Genomic DNA, 18050 nt, shown 5'->3' on the forward strand with positions numbered 1-18050 from the left:
CGATTCATGTGTGACGAAATGGAGCGACGGTTTTGGCAAGTGCCTTTTCCATGCTGATTACAGGTTGCCAGGACAGCGTTTGACACGTGGATGTGATATCCACTTGCAAGGAACCCAGCAGTCTGTCCGCCGCGGCAGACTTGCCGATCAGCCGGGCTGCGAAGGCGATCCACCCGGCGGGCACGGGCAGCAGCACGTTGCGCCGCCCCATGGCAGTCGCGAGCATGCGCAGCAGTTCAGTGATGCCTACGTCGCGGTTGTCGGATACCAGGAATACTCGCCCTGCTGCGGCCGGATGCGTAGTGCAGGTGATGAGCAAGTCCACCAGGTTATCCAGCGCCACCATGCTGCGGCGGTTGTGAATGGATCCCAATGGCATCGGTACGCCTTTGGCCACCAGTTTCATCAGGCTGTGGAAGTTGGCGCGTACCCCAGGGCCATACACCAATGGCGGACGTACCACCGTTACCTCCAGACCGGTTTCCCGGGACAGTGCGAACAGGACATTCTCTGCTTCCAGCTTGGACTGCCCGTAAGGATCGCGTGGCGCTGGCGTATCCGATGCGCGGAACGGGGTATCGGTGGTTTCTTCGCCGTTGACCTTGATGCTGCTGACAAAAACGAAACGCCGAACACCTGCATCCGCCGCTTGCCTGGCCAGATTGAGCGTCGCCTCCACATTTACCAAACGAAACTCTGCCAGCGGATCGTCGGACGTGTCTTGCATGACATGCACGCGCGCCGCCGCATGGATCACGGTGTCGCAGCCGGAGAGGGCCTGTGTCCAGTCCGTGTTTGCCGACAGCGAACCCACGGCAATCTGGCCGGGGCCATTGCTATTGCGCACTGCCGCAACATAGTTTATACCGCGTTCTGCCAAGGCGGCGCACAATCCACTGCCGACAAAACCGTTGGCTCCTGTTACTAGAATCTTCGTCATCTTTTCTGAACTGCTTTTCCTATTACGTAGGCCAACAATGTGCTTTGTGGAACTATTTTGACCAGACAGTGGTATTGATGTAATCAATATAGCTGCTGACTATCCGGCTAACCTGTTTTGAAACAAACGGATTTTCATAATCCGCCACAGCCAGTACCGATGCGGTCTTTTCGCTATATTGCGACGTAATAATATCGACTGCTTCGAGTACGCGTTCCGTCTTCAAGCCGCACATGATCAACGTACCGGCATCCATTCCTTCTGGCCGTTCGTGCGTATTGCGGATGGTGATGGCCGATAAATTCAATAGCGAGGTTTCTTCGGTAATCGTGCCACTGTCCGACAGCACGCAGAACGCTGCCATTTGCAATTTGATGTAGTCGACAAAGCCAAACGGCTTGGAAAAGACAATGCGCTTGTCGAGATGATCAATGCCGATCTCCTGCAGGCGCTTCATGGTGCGCGGATGCGTCGAAACGAGCACAGGGAAGTCATACTTTGCTGCCAGGGCTTCCAGTGTGCGCAGCAAGTCGCGCAGCGCGTCCGGCGAGTCGACATTTTCCTCGCGATGCGCACTGACCAGGAAAAACTTGTTCTTGGTCAGCTGTTGGCGCGCCAGGACGTCCGAGCGTTCGATTTTCGGCATGTAAAAATCGAGTACTTCGCGCATATGGGAACCAGTCTTGATGATGGTTTCAGGCCGCACGCCTTCGGCTAGCAGATAGCGTCGCGCATGTTCCGTCAGTACCATATTGATGTCGGCCAAATGGTCGACTACCTTGCGGTTCAGCTCTTCCGGTACACGCTGGTCAAAGCAGCGGTTGCCCGCTTCCATATGGAAAACTGGAATCTTGCGGCGTTTGGCCGCAATGATGGCGAGACAGGAATTGGTGTCGCCATACAGTAGCAGCGCATCCGGTTTTTCCTTTTCGAATACGGCATCTGCCTTGACCAGCACCTGGGCGATCGTGTCGATCGCGTTGGTGCCGGCGGCATCGAGGAAATAGTCCGGCTTACGAATTTCCAGATCGTCGAAGAAGACCTGGTTCAATTCATAGTCGTAATTCTGGCCGGTATGCACCAGAATATGCTGGCTGTGCTTTTCCAGTTCGGCAATCACCCGGCTCATCTTGATGAGTTCCGGGCGTGTACCGACGATGGTCATGATTTTACGCATCGAGTTGCTCTTTTACGAATTCCAGTTTCAACAGGATATCCTTGACTTGATCCACCGTCAGGCGCTCCGTATTGTGCGAGGTGTAGTCATCGATTTCAGAAATCTTGGTCTCGCCCTCGACAAAGTACTTGTCATAGTTCAGGTCGCGATTGTCGGCAGGAACGCGGTAGTAGCGGCCCATATCTTCTGCCTTGGCCATTTCCTCGCGCGAGACCAGCGATTCGTACAGTTTTTCACCATGGCGGGTACCGATCACGCGTACTTCATTGTCCTTGACGAACAGTTCTTTCAAGGCGGCGGCAAGATCGCCGACCGTCGATGCAGGCGCTTTTTGAATGAAGATATCGCCTTGCTTGCCGTGTTCGAAGGCATGTAGAACGAGGTCGACCGAATCATCCAGCGACATCAGGAAACGTGTCATGTTGGGATCGGTAATGGTAATTGATTTGCCATCCTTCAGTTGTTGAATAAACAGCGGAATCACGGAACCGCGCGAAGCCATGACATTGCCATAGCGGGTTGCGCAGATGACCGTTTCGCCTGCCGTGCGCATGCGTGATTTGGCGACCATGAGTTTTTCCATCATGGCCTTGGAAATGCCCATGGCATTGATTGGATAGACGGCCTTGTCCGTGCTCAACACAACCAGGCGCTGGACATTGTTGGCGACTGCGGCGTTCAGGACGTTTTCGGTACCCAGCACATTCGTGCGTACCGCTTCCATGGGATAAAACTCGCATGACGGCACCTGTTTCAGCGCAGCAGCGTGGAAAACATAGTTCACGCCTTTCATTGCTTCATTGATGCTGTCGTAATTACGGATATCGCCGATATAAAACTTCAGTTTCGGATTGTTCAGCGCAATGCGCATGTCTTCCTGTTTTTTCATCCCGGCTGAAAATCCGGATTTCCGCCACGTCGGTGGAGAGGAAGCGCTTCAATACGGCATTGCCGAAGGAGCCCGTACCACCCGTAATCATCAGTACTTTATCTTTAAACATTTATTGCTCCTTATTACTTAAAATTAGCCATTTTCTGGATGAGTTCCGGCCATGCCGGTGCCACGTAGCCAGTGGCGGCGCGGAAGCGTTCCGCATTCAGCGATCTGTCGATTGTTAATTGCTCATCGGCAACAATGTCGATCTGCTTTCCATAGGCTTGCGCAACCAGGGTGAGCAGATCAAATTTGTTGATCGGCTTGGCGGCCACATGGTACAGACCGTGCAATGCGGGTTGCGGCAAGACGACATCGCGTATCACGTGCGCCAGTTCGACCGTTGGCAAGCCCGAGAAAACCGCTTTCGTATAGCCCTTGACAGTGCCTTGCTGTCCGAGGAACCAGCCGACCAGGCTCTTTGCGCTGTTCAGCTCGTGGCCGATGATCGAGGTGCGCAGCGTGATGCAGTGCGGATAGTCGACTTCCCCCAGGAATTTCGAGCGTCCGTACAGGTCCTTGGCGTCCGAAGCATCCGATTCCAGGTAATTGCCCTTGCTGCCAGAGAAGACGCAGTCGGTACTGACATGTATCAGGCGCGCGCCGGCGATATCGCACAGGCGAGCCAGGCGGTGCGGCAACAGGGAATTGATGGGAATGGCTTGCAGGGGATCGTTGGCATCGGCCAGTTGCTTGATCAGGCCGACACAGTTAATGACGACATCCGGCTTGACCCGGGCGAACAGCAGCGCCAGGGAATCTTGATTGTCGACATCCGTACCGACGACGATACGTTGTGCCAGTTCGGTGGAAAAGTTGCGGCGTACGCCATCACTGCGGGCCGAGCCAACAACATCGTGTTGGCTATCTTCGGAGCAATACCGAAAGACGGCATTGCCCAGCATGCCGGACACACCCAAAACTAAAATTTTCATAAACTATCCTTTTCTCGTCGATTTATTAGTTGTTGTCCTTATTGCCCGTCAACAGATTGTCAAAATGCGTGATCAGGTTTTGGGTCAGCATGGCGCTGTCATAATGCTGTTTGAAGTACGCCAGGCCATTCTGGCCCAGCTGTTCCCGTTCCGTTTCGCCGAGACGGGACATTTCCAGTATGGCCGCTGCCAGCGCTGCGGCGTTGTCTGCCGCGCAGGCGATGCCGGCCTGTGCCTGCGTGACGATGCGTGCCCCTTCGCCGTTCAGACACGCGATGATGGGACGGCCCATGGCCAGGTAAGCCTGTAGCTTGCTGGGTACTGTCTGGCGAAAGATAGGTTCATCGCGCAGTGACACCAGCAGGGCACCAGCCTGCCGCAGGATGGCGGGCATGGCATCGAGAGGATGCTGCCCCGCCATGATGACATTCTGCAGTTTTAAACGGGCGATTTCTGCACCCAGCCACTCGGCGCGGCTGCCATTGCCTACCAATACCAGACGGATATGTGGCTGGTTTCTCAATAGCGCCGCGGCGGCAATGATGGTTTCGACGGACTGGGCGGTTCCCAGGTTGCCGGCGAAGACGATGGAAAAGCCGTCGTGCAAGCCCGCCACAGCGCTGGGCTGCTGGTGCTGGGTATCCTGAAAGAAGACATTATCGGCTGAGTTTGGATAATAGGATATTTTGCTGCGCTCGGCCAGTACCGCGACGGGCGCGATGAACGCTTCCGATTGCACCAGGATCAGGTCGGCGTGGCGATAGATCCAGCGCACCAGTATCTCTACCAGCTTGAGCACTTTACGGTTGCGAACAAAACCGGTCGCCTCCAGGCTCTCGGGCCATAGATCCTGTACCCAGATGACCAATTTTGCACCCTTGATCCACTTCAGGAAAATAGCTGGAATGACTTGCAGGATCGGCGAAATCGCATATACAAAAATCACGTCGACGCGTTTGCGGCGCAGGGCGAATGGCGCCAGCAGGATACCGCTCAGGACGAAAGACAGGTAATTGCCGATCAGTCCGAGGGCGGAACCCCGTCCACGCGGCATCAGCGGCACGCGATGCACGGTAGCGCCATGCCAATCCTGCGCACCAAAGCCAGTGGCGGTATAGCCAGGGAAAACCTTGCCATCAGGATAATTTGGCTGGCCCGTCAAGACGTCGACATGGACGTCCTGCTTGACGAGCGAACGTACCAGGTCATTGATGCGGAAATTTTCAGGCCAGAAGTACTGGCTTACCACGAGCAAGTTCAAGAGCGTAGCTCCGCAAGAAAATCCGATGCCGAACCGATACGGCCAACGGGCTCCGCCACGCCGAGGAAGCGGCGGATGGCCCGGGCGATTGACACTGGCGAAGTCGGATCAAAGGTGTCGGCTGGTACGCACACATCGCGCACATAATCTAGTTCCGATGCTACGATGGGCAGGTTGGCCCAGCTGGCTTCAAGCAGGGGTAATCCAAACGATTCCGTCATCGACGGGAAAACCAGCGCCTTGGCATGGCGATACAGAGTCAGTATGTTGGCATGTGGCAACACGCCTAGTTGCTCAATGCGCAGGCCATGCTGGACAGTTGCGCTGTCGAACTCCGCGCGAAGCGCTGTGCAATGCGGGGGCAGGGTAAGCGCCAGAGACGGAAAGATGTTTTGCTCGGCCAGCAGAATCCAGGCGGCCAGCAGGCGGCGGTGATTCTTGTGCGCCTCGCCATCGGCCACGTAGACAAAATCAAAGCCGTCGCGCACGCTGGTCTGATCATGCGACGCGCTTGCCATGGCCCCAATGAATGGGATGACGCGCACCGGGGGCTTGGCGCCGTGCCAGGTTATCAGCGCTGAGCGCATGGAAGGGGTCTGGACGACATACTCATTGACATTGCCCTTGAAGGCGCGGCAAATGATACGTTCGAACGCTACCCGTATTTTTGTCTTGCCAGAAAATTCGGAAAGGGGCGTGAGGCCAAAGTAGTTCCGATTTTGCTGGAATACCACGACGTGGCCGGCCAGCGGCAGCAGCGGCGGCATGCCATGGAAGCACAGAATGACGTCATCGGCGCGTGCCGCGCGTTGCAGGCGCAGTTCGGCCTTGAGGCGGTCTACTGGCGAGGCCTTGACGAAATAACTTTCCGTTCCTGACGGCAAGTCCAGAATTTCCTTGGCCCTGTGGTCGAGATTGGCCCATAACGTTGCGCCATCCTGGGCCGCAAGCAATTCCTTGAGCAGCACCAGTCCGCCGCCCACGTGAACGTTCGGCGCATGTAGCAATAGACGACCCACTTATTTGTCTCCCGCCTTGTAGACGTCTTTCGGGCCCACACCGCCAGGCACGAGCGCCCGCACGCCTTGGCGCAGCTTGTTGTCCGCCCATGCCAGTGCCCTGCGTGCCGTTTGCTCGGGGCGGGCGCTGAATGACGTGACGTTGAAATACTGTTCTCCAGTTGGAGACGCGGGTGAAAAATAATAGTTTGAAACGCAGCAGCGCAGGCGATCCACCTGGACCGGGCTAACCGAATGCCACGAGCTTGGTGTTGTTTCCATCAGCACCAGACGGTTGAATTTGCTATGGATGGTCTCGTTCTTGCGCACGGACGGTTCCCACAATTCCAGGTTGCCCCCGTTACCCAGTTCCCAATCCGGCGTGACATAGAACAGCAGGTTCAGCGTGCGATAAAACTGGCGTGTCGCCTCGTGCGAGTTGTCGATGTGGGGGTTAAGAAAATGCCCTTTGCCCATCATGCTCAAGCCGCCCGCATACAGGGTAGGATCGGGAATCTGCTGCGTAATGCCGGTGATTTCCTCGATAATGCTGACTACGGCGACATCCTGCATCGCGAAGGTAATGTCCTTGAGAATCGGATTAAATTGATCAAAATGCTTGGAAGTGAATTTTCTCTCGCGAAAACTCGACATCAGGCGCATCTGCTCCAGCTTGGGGAAGGCGTGGTAGATTTCCATGGCCAGTGCCTCGGGAAGCATATTCTCGATATAGCAATGGCGTACGCCGACCTTGGCAGCGCTGGCTGCAAACATGTCGGCGGCGCGTGCTTTTTCCGTTTGCAGGCGCGCTACAATCAACTCGACGATTTCGTTTTTAGACATTTCCATTTTTACCTTTAAATGATGCCGATTTTTTACCCAAGAAAGCCTTCAGGGCGTCGCTTGCCGCATGAATGTTGGGAATGTCCGCAATGAAGAACCGTCCGCCAGCTGCGCTTGGCCGGGTGGCGCGCTTGGCCAGGCGGATGATTTTGGCTACAGCGATGCGCGCAGCGCCCAGCAGCACGCGCGTCACGGTGATAGCGGCACTCTTGCCATATTGTTGCTTGTAGGCTATCGCCGCCTTGAAAATTTCCTTGTAGTAATCCGGATGGCTGACCAGGCAGATCGCGTACAAATGGATGAAGTTGAAACGATCCAGCAGCGTGGCATCCAGTTTGCTCAGGGTTTCATAGGCGGCCTGGCCCCAGACGGTTTCGACGCTGAAAAAGCGTGGAATCAGCGGTGGCCACACCAGATTCTTGTAGGGCTTGATATGGGGATCGTCTTCCAGGTTGCCGCGGTGGGCATTCATGGCGCTGCGTCCGGTGTTGCTGTTGCCGGCGGCGCCAGGAATGGTCAGTGGATAGTCGATTTCAGCAAAAGATGGTGTGGTGGCGGCAATGCCGAGCGCGCCCGACACGTCCGGGCTGACTCCGTGGAAATAGGCACCCGTCTTTTCCTTGACTTGTTCCATGACGGCGCGCTTGACGATGCCGTGGTAAATCTTGGGCAAACCATCAGCCCCTTGGCATGCCAGTTGCAAGGAGTCCTGCATGCCCTTGGCGCAATCGGTGCGCGAGATGCGTGACGAGAAATCGTTGATGTACAGGCGGCTGGAGTGGCCCCGGCCGAAAGTTTTCGACAGGAAGTCCGGCCAGGCATAGTTGGCTACCACCTTGGGCGAGATGGCATCCACCTTGTGATCGATCGCCCATTGCACGGCGTCCAGGATCTCGGCGGCAACGGTATCGTCGTCGCCGACCAGGCAGACATAGTCGCCGCTGGCCATGGCCAACGCCTGATTGTGGTTCTCTGTCATCGACAGGCGCGTGGCGCAATGCTGGAAGTGCAGGCGCGCATCGGCCAACAGCGGCACGATCTCATTTTGCAACTTGCCGTCAGTGCTGGTGTCATGCATGACAAGTTCGATTAAGGGCGAGTTGATGCTCAAGACACTTTTTGCGGCATGCACGGCATACGCGCTGCGATTGTGGGTCGCAATTACTACGGATAAAATTGGCATAAGCAAACTCACAAAAAGTTAGACTGGCGCGGTAGTCCGCGGCAGGCTGGCGCCAGTATGGTCCTGGCGGTTAATATTCTTGGCCGTAATGTACAACATAACCAACAACAATTCGAATGATACGGACCCAATCAGCGGTTCAAACAACGAAAATAGCAGCAGGAATAGAAATGCAACCTTGATCGATTGGAAGATCGGTGTATTGCGTGCCGCCTTGTTTATTTCGCGGTAAATATTGTGCAGGTATTTCAAATACAGCAACAGGCCAATTACGCCGTAATTCAACCAGAGCAGTAATATGGAATTATGTGCCCCCCATACATCCTCCATGTTGCCGGCTGCTTCAATCGCGGAGCGGAAGCCATTCGGTCCAACACCCAGCCACGGCGATTTGGCAATCAAGCCGGCTGAAAATTCCCACAGAATGATGCGGTTATTGAACGAATCCGGGATCTTGTATTCATTATCGTGTAACAGCATAAACAGGCTGTAGCCATATTCAAAAAACAGGTACAGGGCGAACAGGATGGATAAAAAAACCGTGAAATATTTTATGTGCGCGTATTTTTTGTCTGTCCAGAAAATGTACAAAATGAACAGGCTGATAATCAGGATGCCCCCTGGACATGGTCGCGAGAATAGCGCCGACGAAGAACAGGAACAGGTACTTGTTTTGATAAAAAAACGCTGCTGCCAGGAAAAAGAGAAAGGCTGCCAAATAGTTGGAACGCCCAAGCAGCGTTTCGACCATCAATTTCTTATCGTAGTAATCGCCATTGACGCCGAAGGATTGAATGAATCCCAGGTAGGTCCATAGGGCCAGGACAATGCCACCATAAAGGATCGCCTGTCGTGCCTTGTCCAGGTCAACCGGCCATGCGCGCAGGCTGACCAGTGCCATGGCCGAGACGATCAGCGGTATTACCGCAGCCATGGCCCGCTGGAGTTGCCCCGGATCTCGCAGCAAGGTCGTCAGGACGCCCAGCGCAGCGATAGCGCACAGTATAAGCGCATTGCGCGTGAGGATCAGGTCTTCCCGCAGCAGCCTGACCATGAAGATCAGGCCGATCAGCGCAAAACTGATCGGCAGGCTGACGGAACTGGCGCCAATGTAGATCTTGAATTCGCCAACAAAGATGAAAAAGAGCACGCCATAGTACAGCGGCACCAACATCCTGGTTACCCTGTCCATCCACACCCGGCTGCTGTTATTTACCGAAAATTGCATAGACTTTTCTTTTGAAAAACACACGTTCAATTTCGTTTAGGAAATTGAACCACGTATAGGCAGCAATGATCCCGAAGCACGCCGCAAATTCCCATGCCTTGAATGTCGCCAGTGGATTGAGCGAGAGCAGGAAGGAAAGTGTGATTAATGCCATTAATACGATAAATTTGCCGCCTAATACTTCCTTGAATTTTATTTCCAGAATATCAAAGGAGAAATAGAACATGAGCCAGGCGTCGGCACAGATTCTCAGAAGCCACACCAGCGCCGCGCCTTCCAGGCCGTAATAGCTGCATCCCAGCCAGAGCAACAAGCAGTACAGGGGAAATTCGACGACGTGCACCTTGGCCGTCAAGGCTGCCTTGCCGGCGCCTTGCAACAAGGAAAATGGAATTTGCGTGATGCTACTGATCAGGACACCATACGAGAAAATGCGCAACAGACTCGTACTTTGCTCTGAAAACGCAGCGCCCACCCATAGAGTAAGAATCTCTTGGCTGGCAAAGGCGATGATCAGCGTCATCGGCGTGATCGCCAGCAGTAAATACAGCACGCTGCGGCGATACAGTTCCAGCAGTTCATGGCCGCGGCCACCGCCGATCTGGCTGGAAAATGCCGGAAACAGCACCGCCGTCAAGGCGCCGGGAATAATCCAGATCTTGGTAATCATTTCATTGGGCGTCACGTAATAAGCCACCGCCGCCGCAGAAATCGTCGTGCTGATCAGAAAGCGGTCCAAATAAGACATCAGTGGGCTGATAATATTGGTAACGGTCATCCAGCCACCGGATACCAGCAGCGGTTTCATGAATCCAGCATTGAAATGCTTGCTGCTGAGCATGCCAGGCAGGCTGCGTGCAGCGAAATAAGCGTGTACGAGGCAGGCGATGATCCTGCCAGCGGTGAGCATGGCAGTCACTGCAACCAGGTCATTCTTGTACCAAAGTACGATGGCCAGTGGACCCAGGAAGGTGAATATGCCCATGGGCAGGCGAATCAGATTGATCACGCCAAAGGCCGATTTGGCTTCGAGAATACCGCGCAGGCCTGTGGTCAGTACGATGAACGGCATGGCGAGTGCCATCACCCGGATTGAACCGACAATTTCCCCATTGTCTCCGGCATGCGAAATGCTGCGCGCGCCAAACTCTGCACCGAACCATAGCAAGGCCGATGCAAGCAAGCCAAGCCCGGTCATCATCAGCAGGCTGGTAAAGACCATCGGTGCAATATCCGCATGGCGCTTTTCCGCGATTAATACGGATAACTGTTGCGTGAGCGCCCGTCCCAAGCCCAGGTCGAACAAGCCGAAATAGCTGACTACCGCCCAGATTAGTGTCAATACACCAAAACGCGCATCCCCCAAGCTGTGTATCAGCACCGGCATTGAAGCAACCGCAACCAATAGCGGCAAGCCCAATCCTAATAAATTATAAACGGTGTTTTTGATAATCATGCAAATATGACAATTAATCTGATATGAGTAGCGCAGATTTTCAGAGCAAGTGGATTGTTTTCATTGAAACAATAATTTTGCCTCAAAAAATAGAGGCCGCGAGTAGAGCTGAGCGACTAGATCGGAGGAAATAATATAAACGCGAGGCCATCAGCCAGAGGTCGACTGCCGATCAGAACAGGTGATGATATATTTATTATAGCAATTGGGCAAATTCTTATCCCAAGGCGGAGCCAATTTTGCCCTGTATATTTGTAATTATTTGTAAGTCATTCTTTATTATCTTGTTTTTTTCAATAGCTTTCTTGTGGGAATTTATTATCGCTTGCTGTACGCATGCCGTCAGCCATGGCGGTGCGTGCGCCGGGCAGCGGCCTGCCCGCGGCTATGTTTAGCGGAATGGTCGGCGCAAGTGTGGCCCTGCGCCGCAGGGAATGTAGCCTAAGTTGCGTGCTTGCCGTAGCAATGCGGGCAAGACACCTCATACACATATTCCGGCGCCAGTTGCTGGCGCGGCGTGACGACGGCGCGGCAGACGAAGCATTGCACGGTTTCCGTCGGTTCCAGTTTCGGGTTCAGGGCCGTGCGGTAGTCGAAGACGAAGCAGTCGCCCGTGTAGTGCTCGCCGCCCACTTCCTCAAAATACTTCAGGATGCCGCCGTCGAGCTGGTACACGCTGTCGTAGCCGATTTCCTTCATGTGGATGGCGGCCTTTTCGCAGCGGATGCCGCCCGTGCAGAAGGTGACGACGGTCTTGCCTTCCAGTTCATCCTTGTGGGCCGCCGCCACGGCCGGGAATTCCGTGAACTTGTCGATGCGATAATCAAGCGTGTTGTTGAATGTGCCCACGTCCACTTCAAAGGCGTTGCGCGTTTCCATCATGACCACGGGTTTGCCCGCGTCGTCGACGCCGGCGTCGAGCCAGCGCTTGAGCGTATGCGCGTCGACGGACGGGGCGCGGCCCAGTTCCGGCTTGATCAGCGGCATGCGCATGGTGATGATTTCTTTTTCAGCTTGACCAGCATGCGCTTGTGCGATTGCTCGTTCGATAAGCTTTCCTTCCATTCCAGGTCCGCCAAGCGCTCGTCGCTGCGCACCCAGGCGAGGAAGCTGTCGATATGCTCGCGCGTGCCCGACAGGAACATGTTGATGCCTTCCGGCGTCAGCAGGATCGTGCCCTTCAGGCCCAGCGCCAGGCATTGCTCCTGATACAAGGGACGCATGGCTTCCGTATCGGCCAGCGTGATGAATTTATACGCGGCAATATTGACGAACGTGGCGGCGGGCGGGCTGACGGCAGCGGAAACGGCGGGTGTTGCTGGGGTGATGGCTTGCATGATGGCGATCGGTTTAGACTGAACAGCCGATATTATAAGCCCGACAGGCCAGGCGGGATACCCGGTCCGTACGCGCGACGCGGTAGAATAGACCCCATTGAATTTTGCACGAAACGGTACACAGGATGGAAATGGTAATGCAAGAGGCCGGCGCTCCGGCCGTGACACCGCAAGCTGCACAAGGGCCCGCATTTGTCCATTTGCGCGTGCACTCGGAGTACTCGATCGTCGATGGCCTGGTGCGCATCGACGACGTGGTCAAGGCGGCGGCGAAGGACAAGCAGGTGGCGCTGGCCGTCACCGACCTGTCGAACCTGTTTGGCATGGTCAAGTTCTACAAGGAAGCGCGCGGCAAGGGCATCAAGCCCATCGTCGGCGTCGACGTGTGGATCACGAATGACGACAACCGCGAAAAACCGTCGCGGCTGCTGTTGCTGGCGAAGAACCGCATGGGTTATCTGCAGTTGTGCGAACTGCTGTCGACGGCCTGGCTGACCAACCAGTACAAGGGGCGCGCCGAGCTGCGCATCGAGTGGCTGCAGGCGCTGGCGACGAATACCTACGACCTGTACCCGGGCGAAAGCGCGGCGAATGGCTTGATCGTGCTGTCCGGCGCGCATTTCGGCGACGTCGGTACTGCCATCGAGAATGGCAACCTGGCCCTGGCCGAGCGCAATGCGCAGCGCTGGGCCGAGATTTTCCCCGGCCATTTCTATATTGAAATCCAGCGCGGCGGCCAGGCCAACCAGGAGGCGCAGGTGCGCCACGCGGTGGCCCTGGCTGCCAAGCTGGGCTTGCCCGTGGTCGCCACCCATCCCGTGCAATTCATTTCCCCTGAGGAATTTATTGCCCACGAAGCACGCACCTGTATCGCCGAAGGCGAAATGCTGGCCAACGCCAAGCGGGTGAAACGCTTCAATGACAGCCAGCGCTTCCTGTCGCAGGCCGACATGGCGGAATTGTTTGCCGACTTGCCGGCCGCGCTGGCCAATTCCGTGGAAATCGCCAAGCGCTGCAATCTGACCTTGACCCTGGGCAAGCCGCAACTGCCGAACTTCCCCACGCCGCCAGGCATGACGATCGACCAGTTCCTCGTGGCCGAATCGCAGGCGGGCCTGGAAAAGCGTTTGATCCAGCTGTATCCGGACCCGGAACGGCGCGAAAAGGAGCGTCCGCGCTACGCATCGCGCTTGAAATTCGAGACGGACACGATTTGCAACATGAAATTCCCCGGCTACTTCCTGATCGTGGCCGAGTTTATCCAGTGGGCCAAGGAAAACGGCGTGCCCGTCGGCCCGGGGCGCGGTTCGGGCGCCGGTTCGCTGGTCGCGTATTCGCTGTTGATTACGGATCTTGATCCATTGCAATACAACCTGCTGTTCGAGCGCTTCCTGAATCCCGAACGCGTCTCGATGCCCGACTTCGATATTGACTTTTGCCAGGAAGGGCGCGATCGCGTCATCCAGCACGTCAAGGATTTGTACGGCAAGGAGGCCGTCTCGCAGATCGCCACCTTCGGTACCATGGCGGCCAAGGGCGCGATCCGCGACGTGGGCCGCGTGATGGACTTCGGCTACAACTTCTGCGACGGCATCTCGAAGCTGATTCCGTTCAAGCCCGGCAAGCCCGTGTCGATCGCCGACGCCATCGAGGAAGAGCCGCTGCTCAAGGAGCGCCTGGAAAACGAGGAAGAGGTCAAGCAGCTGCTGGACCTGGCGCAGCAGGTCGAAGGCATCACGCGCAATATCGGCATGCACGCGGGGGCGTGCTGATCGCCCCGGGCAAGCTGACGGACTTCTGTCCGCTGTACACGCAGGGCGGCGACTCGGGTGTCGTGTCGCAGTACGACAAGGATGACGTGGAAGCCGTCGGCCTGGTAAAGTTCGACTTCTTGGGTCTGACGACCCTCACCATCCTCGACCGCGCCGTGCGCTACATCAAGCAGCTTGATCCCGCGCAGGCGAACTTCGACCTGGCCACCTTGCCGCTGAACGACAAGCCGTCGTACGACCTGCTGACCAAGGCCAAGACCGTGGCCGTGTTCCAGCTGGAGTCGCGCGGCATGCAGGGCATGCTGAAAGACGCGCGTCCCGACCGTTTCGAAGACATTATCGCGCTGGTGGCGCTGTACCGTCCGGGCCCGATGGACCTGATTCCCGACTTCTGCAAGCGCAAGCACGGCGAGCGCTTCGATTATCCCGATCCGCGCACGGAATCGATTCTGTCCGAAACCTACGGCATCATGGTGTATCAGGAGCAGGTGATGCAGATGGCGCAGATCGTCGGCGGTTACTCGCTGGGCGGCGCCGACATGCTGCGCCGCGCCATGGGTAAAAAGAAGGCCGAAGAGATGGCCGAGCACCGCGAGATCTTCCGCGCCGGTGCGGCGAAGGATGGCTTGACGGCGGAAAAGGCCGACGAGATCTTCGACTTGATGGAAAAGTTCGCCGGCTACGGTTTCAACAAATCGCACGCCGCCGCCTACGCCTTGCTGTCGTACCACACGGCCTACCTGAAAGCGCACCACACGGCCGCCTTCATGGCCGCCAACTTGTCGCTGGCCATGGACGACACGGACAAGATCAAGATTCTGGTGGAAGACTCGCTGGAAATCTGCAAGCTGACCTTGTTGCCGCCCGATATCAACGAATCGGATTACCGCTTCACGCCGAGCGGCGCACCGCCGTCCGTGAGCGGCAAGAAAGTCACGCAGATCCGCTATGGCCTGGGCGCCGTGAAAGGCTCGGGCCAGAACGCCATCGAAGCCATCATCGCCGCGCGCGAGGCGGGCGGGCCCTTCACGAGCCTGTTCGATTTCTGCAAGCGCGTGGATAAAAAGCAGATCAACCGCCGCACCATCGAGTCGCTGATCCGCAGCGGCGCGTTCGATTGTCTGAAGGTCGACCGCGCCATCCTGCTCGCATCCGTGGCCTTCGCCATGGAATGCGCGGACCAGGCCGCCAAGGCGGCCAACCAGGTGAGCCTGTTCGGCGGCGACGACAGCGACATGGTGGCGCCGCCCGAGTACGTCAAGGTGCCCGTGTGGACGGATAAACAGCGCCTGACGGAAGAAAAGATCGCGCTGGGCTTCTACCTGTCGGGCCACCTGTTCGATTCGTATGCGCCCGAGGCGCGCCGTTTTGCACGCACGAAATTGTCGGAACTGTCGCCATCGCGCGAGCCGCGCATGATGGCGGGCGTCATCACGGGCTTGCGCACGCAGATGACGCAGCGCGGCAAGATCCTCATTGTCACCCTGGATGACAAGAGCGGCACGGTGGAAGTGACGGTGTATGGCGAATTGTTCGATTCCAACCGGAAAATCTTCAAGGAAGACGAATTCCTGGCCGTCGTCGGCAAGGTGTCGGAAGACCGTTTCTCGGGCGGCTTGCGTATCACGGCCGAGAGCGCCTTCGACATCATCGCCGCGCGCGTGCAATATGGCCGCCAGCTGGGCCTGACCTTGCCGGCCACCCTGGACGCCAAGCGCATCCGTGACGTGATCATGCCGCACCGGGCCGAGACGGGCTTGCCGATCGCCGCGCGGGTCAGCCCGCAAGGCGTCAGTTGCGTGCTGCAGTTTGGCGACGAGTGGAAAGTGGCGCCATCGGATGAATTGCAGATGGCGCTGGAGCAAATGCTAGGCGCGCAAGAGGTGGCGGTCGAATACTGACCGGCACTGCCCGGCGCAGACGACAAAGCCAAACCGCAGACATGCTGGTTTGGCTTTTTTACGTTTACATGTCTTTCAGGCCCGTGATCGCATAGCCCTTGGCGGCGATCTGCTGGTGCGGCTGTTCGATATGGTAGTCGGGCAAGATCTCGGCATCGTCGGCCACTTCGCTGGCGCGTACTTCGAGTTGCCAGTCGGTATTGGTCACTTCTTCCGGAATAAGCTTTCCTTCCGGCACGGCGAGGTAGGAAAAAATGCCGTCGTGTTCGGCCCGGCGGTAGATGTCTACGCGCATGAATGCCTCCTAGTAAACGTTGGGGGAACCGGCGCACCGCAGTGCATGCCGATAGCGCTAGCGTAACAGGATTGTGCCATGCACGCGTTGTAGCGTGTGCCGCAAGAGGGAGGAGCGCTCAGGCGATGGCGGAAGCGTAGTCGTCGTCATCGAGTATGGCCGATTGACGTACCTCGCCGGCGGCCGCAGCGTTTGCCGTGGCGGCCTGTAGCGGGCTGCGATGCGCGTCGAGGCCGTTACGCAGGCTGCCGATCATGGCCAGTGTCAGTTCATGGCGCTTGCGGGCTTCCGAGCGTTTCTTGGAAGGAATTTCTTCCAGTGCCGGCAAGGGCAGGTTTTCGCACCTTAGCTCGAAATCGCCATCCTGGCGCATGTGCGCACCCAATTCTTGCCATATTGCATTGTAGTCGGCGAACAAACGGCCTTTCTTCGCGGAGTGGTGTACGGCACGGTTGATATTGCCGACAAGAAGCATCTTGCCGCAGCCGTGTTCATACCCCAGCTGGCGCACCAGGCGTACCATCAGGGTCTTCGGACGCATGCCGTGCAAGTCGCGCGTTGCCTCGCGCACGCGGTGTGCGCTTTCCTGGCCCTTCGGGCCTTGCAGGCAGCCGATGCGCATGGCCAGGGTAGCGCGCAGCTGGCTGCCGAAGAAGGAAAAGGCGATCGAATAGAGCACGTCGTCGTCATGCATCAGTTGCAGCACCATCTCGCCTTCGCGGTCCATCGGGTGCAGCGAACACAGTTGCAAATGGTAGGGCGCGCCCGACTTGCCCGCCACCGTGCCCAGGCGCACGGGGCCGTGGGCCGCTTGACTCATCAGCTTGCCCCAGCCTTGCTGCAAGATGAAGTGGTAGTGCTCGGCCAGCAATGCCACGCGCTGGTGGCAATTCAAGGTCAGGCTCAGGTAAGGCCGGTAGACCTTGTGGATCATGTGCGGATAGGCGTGGACCAGATCATGAAACACCGGATGCGAATTCAGCAGTTGTAGCCATAGTCGGGTTTGGCGTTGTTGCACGCGGGCGCGCAGATGCAGCTTGAGCAGTTCGCGCCAGCGGCGCATGCCGTTCGGCATCGCCATCAAGCCGTCAGACAGGGTAATAGTTGGCGTCATCGTGCGCATGTCCATGATAAAGAGGGAGCGTCGAAGCCGTTTCGGCTCAGACGGGTACCGGGCTGCTGACGCCCTCGTGGTTTGCCAGCAGGATGGTGGTGCCGCGGCTGCCACGCGCCAGCTTGCCGGCCAGGCCGCCCGAAAAACGCCGCGGCCAGGCGCCGTGCCGCTGCGCCGGCAAGACCACTTCGTGGCAACCCAGCAGCTCAGCCGTATCTAGGATCGTGAACAGCGGCTCGCCGGCGAAAATGTGGGTGCTGAAATCGATATGAGAACGGCTCAGGTAGAGTCCCGCCTCGTGCATCATGTGCTGCGTGGCCGGGTCAAGGGCATCGCATTCGCTGGCGCAGTGCCGGGGCACGCCATCGGCACTGCGGCGCGGCGCCGGTGTCACGTGCAACAGGCTGACGCAGACGTTGATGCCCCATTCCTGCAGGCGTCTGGCGTAGCGCGCACCGTAGATGATGTCGCTGGCGCGCTTGACGGGCAAGAGCAGCAGCAAGGTATCCTGGCCCGGCTTGCCGCAGATGCCGGCGGCGCTGTCCGGGGCGCGGTGGCGTTGCGGGGCAAGGCGCGGTGCATGCATGGAAAAGATGGCCGTGGTGGAAAAACCACATCATCTTATCCATGCCCGTACCCCCTGTAAATTGGCGAAACAGCGTACGGGTTTCCCTTA

The 18050-nt window shown here is 57.1% G+C and carries 14 protein-coding genes and 3 pseudogenes; 1 reads left to right on the forward strand and 16 read right to left on the reverse strand.

Features of this window, described 5'->3' with window-relative positions; all coding sequences use genetic code 11:
- Positions 1-4: 4 nt before the first annotated feature.
- From ACRHIG_RS08385 to ACRHIG_RS08445, 13 genes and pseudogenes are all read right to left on the reverse strand, one after another.
- Complete coding sequence (locus ACRHIG_RS08385) at positions 5-940, reverse strand: UDP-glucose 4-epimerase family protein (RefSeq protein WP_489629908.1); 936 nt, start codon at positions 938-940, stop codon at positions 5-7.
- Between the two features lie 52 nt (positions 941-992).
- Positions 993-2117, reverse strand: coding sequence for a non-hydrolyzing UDP-N-acetylglucosamine 2-epimerase (gene wecB / locus ACRHIG_RS08390; RefSeq protein ID WP_489629909.1), 1125 nt, complete (start codon positions 2115-2117; stop codon positions 993-995).
- Positions 2110-2316 carry a hypothetical protein gene (locus ACRHIG_RS08395; protein WP_489630771.1) on the reverse strand — a complete coding sequence of 69 codons (207 nt, stop codon included), beginning with the start codon at positions 2314-2316 and terminating at the stop codon, positions 2110-2112. The genes wecB and ACRHIG_RS08395 overlap by 8 nt, the downstream gene beginning before the upstream one ends.
- Before the next feature lie 21 nt (positions 2317-2337).
- Positions 2338-3118: pseudogene (locus ACRHIG_RS08400) on the reverse strand (polysaccharide biosynthesis protein); the annotation flags it as partial.
- A 13-nt stretch (positions 3119-3131) separates the two neighbouring features.
- Positions 3132-3986: a dTDP-4-dehydrorhamnose reductase family protein gene (locus ACRHIG_RS08405; RefSeq protein ID WP_489629910.1), complete on the reverse strand. Its 855-nt coding sequence runs from the start codon at positions 3984-3986 to the stop codon at positions 3132-3134.
- A gap of 25 nt (positions 3987-4011) precedes the next feature.
- The gene (locus ACRHIG_RS08410; protein ID WP_489629911.1) at positions 4012-5247 is read right to left on the reverse strand and encodes a glycosyltransferase family 4 protein; all 1236 of its coding nucleotides are present in this window, start codon (positions 5245-5247) and stop codon (positions 4012-4014) included.
- Entirely contained in the window at positions 5244-6215 is a 972-nt protein-coding gene (locus ACRHIG_RS08415) for a glycosyltransferase (protein ID WP_489629912.1), read from the reverse strand. Before ACRHIG_RS08415 ends, ACRHIG_RS08410 begins: the two co-directional genes overlap by 4 nt.
- Positions 6216-6266: 51 nt before the next feature.
- Positions 6267-7088 (reverse strand): 2OG-Fe(II) oxygenase, encoded by an 822-nt coding sequence (locus ACRHIG_RS08420; RefSeq protein ID WP_475417960.1) that lies wholly within the window; start codon positions 7086-7088, stop codon positions 6267-6269.
- Positions 7081-8271, reverse strand: coding sequence for a glycosyltransferase family 2 protein (locus ACRHIG_RS08425; protein ID WP_489629913.1), 1191 nt, complete (start codon positions 8269-8271; stop codon positions 7081-7083). Before ACRHIG_RS08425 ends, ACRHIG_RS08420 begins: the two co-directional genes overlap by 8 nt.
- Positions 8272-8289: 18 nt before the next feature.
- A complete protein-coding gene (locus ACRHIG_RS08430) occupies positions 8290-8862 on the reverse strand; it encodes an O-antigen ligase family protein (protein WP_489629914.1) in 573 nt (190 codons plus the stop codon).
- The gene (locus ACRHIG_RS08435) at positions 8771-9499 is read right to left on the reverse strand and encodes a hypothetical protein (RefSeq protein ID WP_489629915.1); all 729 of its coding nucleotides are present in this window, start codon (positions 9497-9499) and stop codon (positions 8771-8773) included. The genes ACRHIG_RS08430 and ACRHIG_RS08435 overlap by 92 nt, the downstream gene beginning before the upstream one ends.
- Entirely contained in the window at positions 9480-10955 is a 1476-nt protein-coding gene (locus ACRHIG_RS08440; protein WP_489629916.1) for a flippase, read from the reverse strand. The genes ACRHIG_RS08435 and ACRHIG_RS08440 overlap by 20 nt, the downstream gene beginning before the upstream one ends.
- Before the next feature lie 441 nt (positions 10956-11396).
- Positions 11397-12178: pseudogene (locus ACRHIG_RS08445) on the reverse strand (sulfurtransferase).
- A gap of 239 nt (positions 12179-12417) precedes the next feature.
- Here ACRHIG_RS08445 and dnaE point away from each other — a divergent pair.
- Positions 12418-15965 (forward strand): annotated as a pseudogene (gene dnaE, locus ACRHIG_RS08450) (DNA polymerase III subunit alpha).
- 64 nt (positions 15966-16029) lie between these two features.
- Here dnaE and ACRHIG_RS08455 read toward each other — a convergent pair.
- The 3 genes from ACRHIG_RS08455 to ACRHIG_RS08465 all read right to left on the reverse strand — a co-directional run bounded on the left by ACRHIG_RS08455 (position 16030) and on the right by ACRHIG_RS08465 (position 17960).
- Positions 16030-16260, reverse strand: coding sequence for a DUF6139 family protein (locus ACRHIG_RS08455; RefSeq protein ID WP_131685369.1), 231 nt, complete (start codon positions 16258-16260; stop codon positions 16030-16032).
- Between the two features lie 118 nt (positions 16261-16378).
- A complete protein-coding gene (locus tag ACRHIG_RS08460) occupies positions 16379-17374 on the reverse strand; it encodes a VirK/YbjX family protein (RefSeq protein ID WP_489629917.1) in 996 nt (331 codons plus the stop codon).
- A 46-nt stretch (positions 17375-17420) separates the two neighbouring features.
- Positions 17421-17960 (reverse strand): universal stress protein, encoded by a 540-nt coding sequence (locus ACRHIG_RS08465; RefSeq protein ID WP_489629918.1) that lies wholly within the window; start codon positions 17958-17960, stop codon positions 17421-17423.
- Between the last annotated feature and the right edge of the window lie 90 nt (positions 17961-18050).

It is taken from the genome of Janthinobacterium sp. C22 (assembly GCF_057919405.1).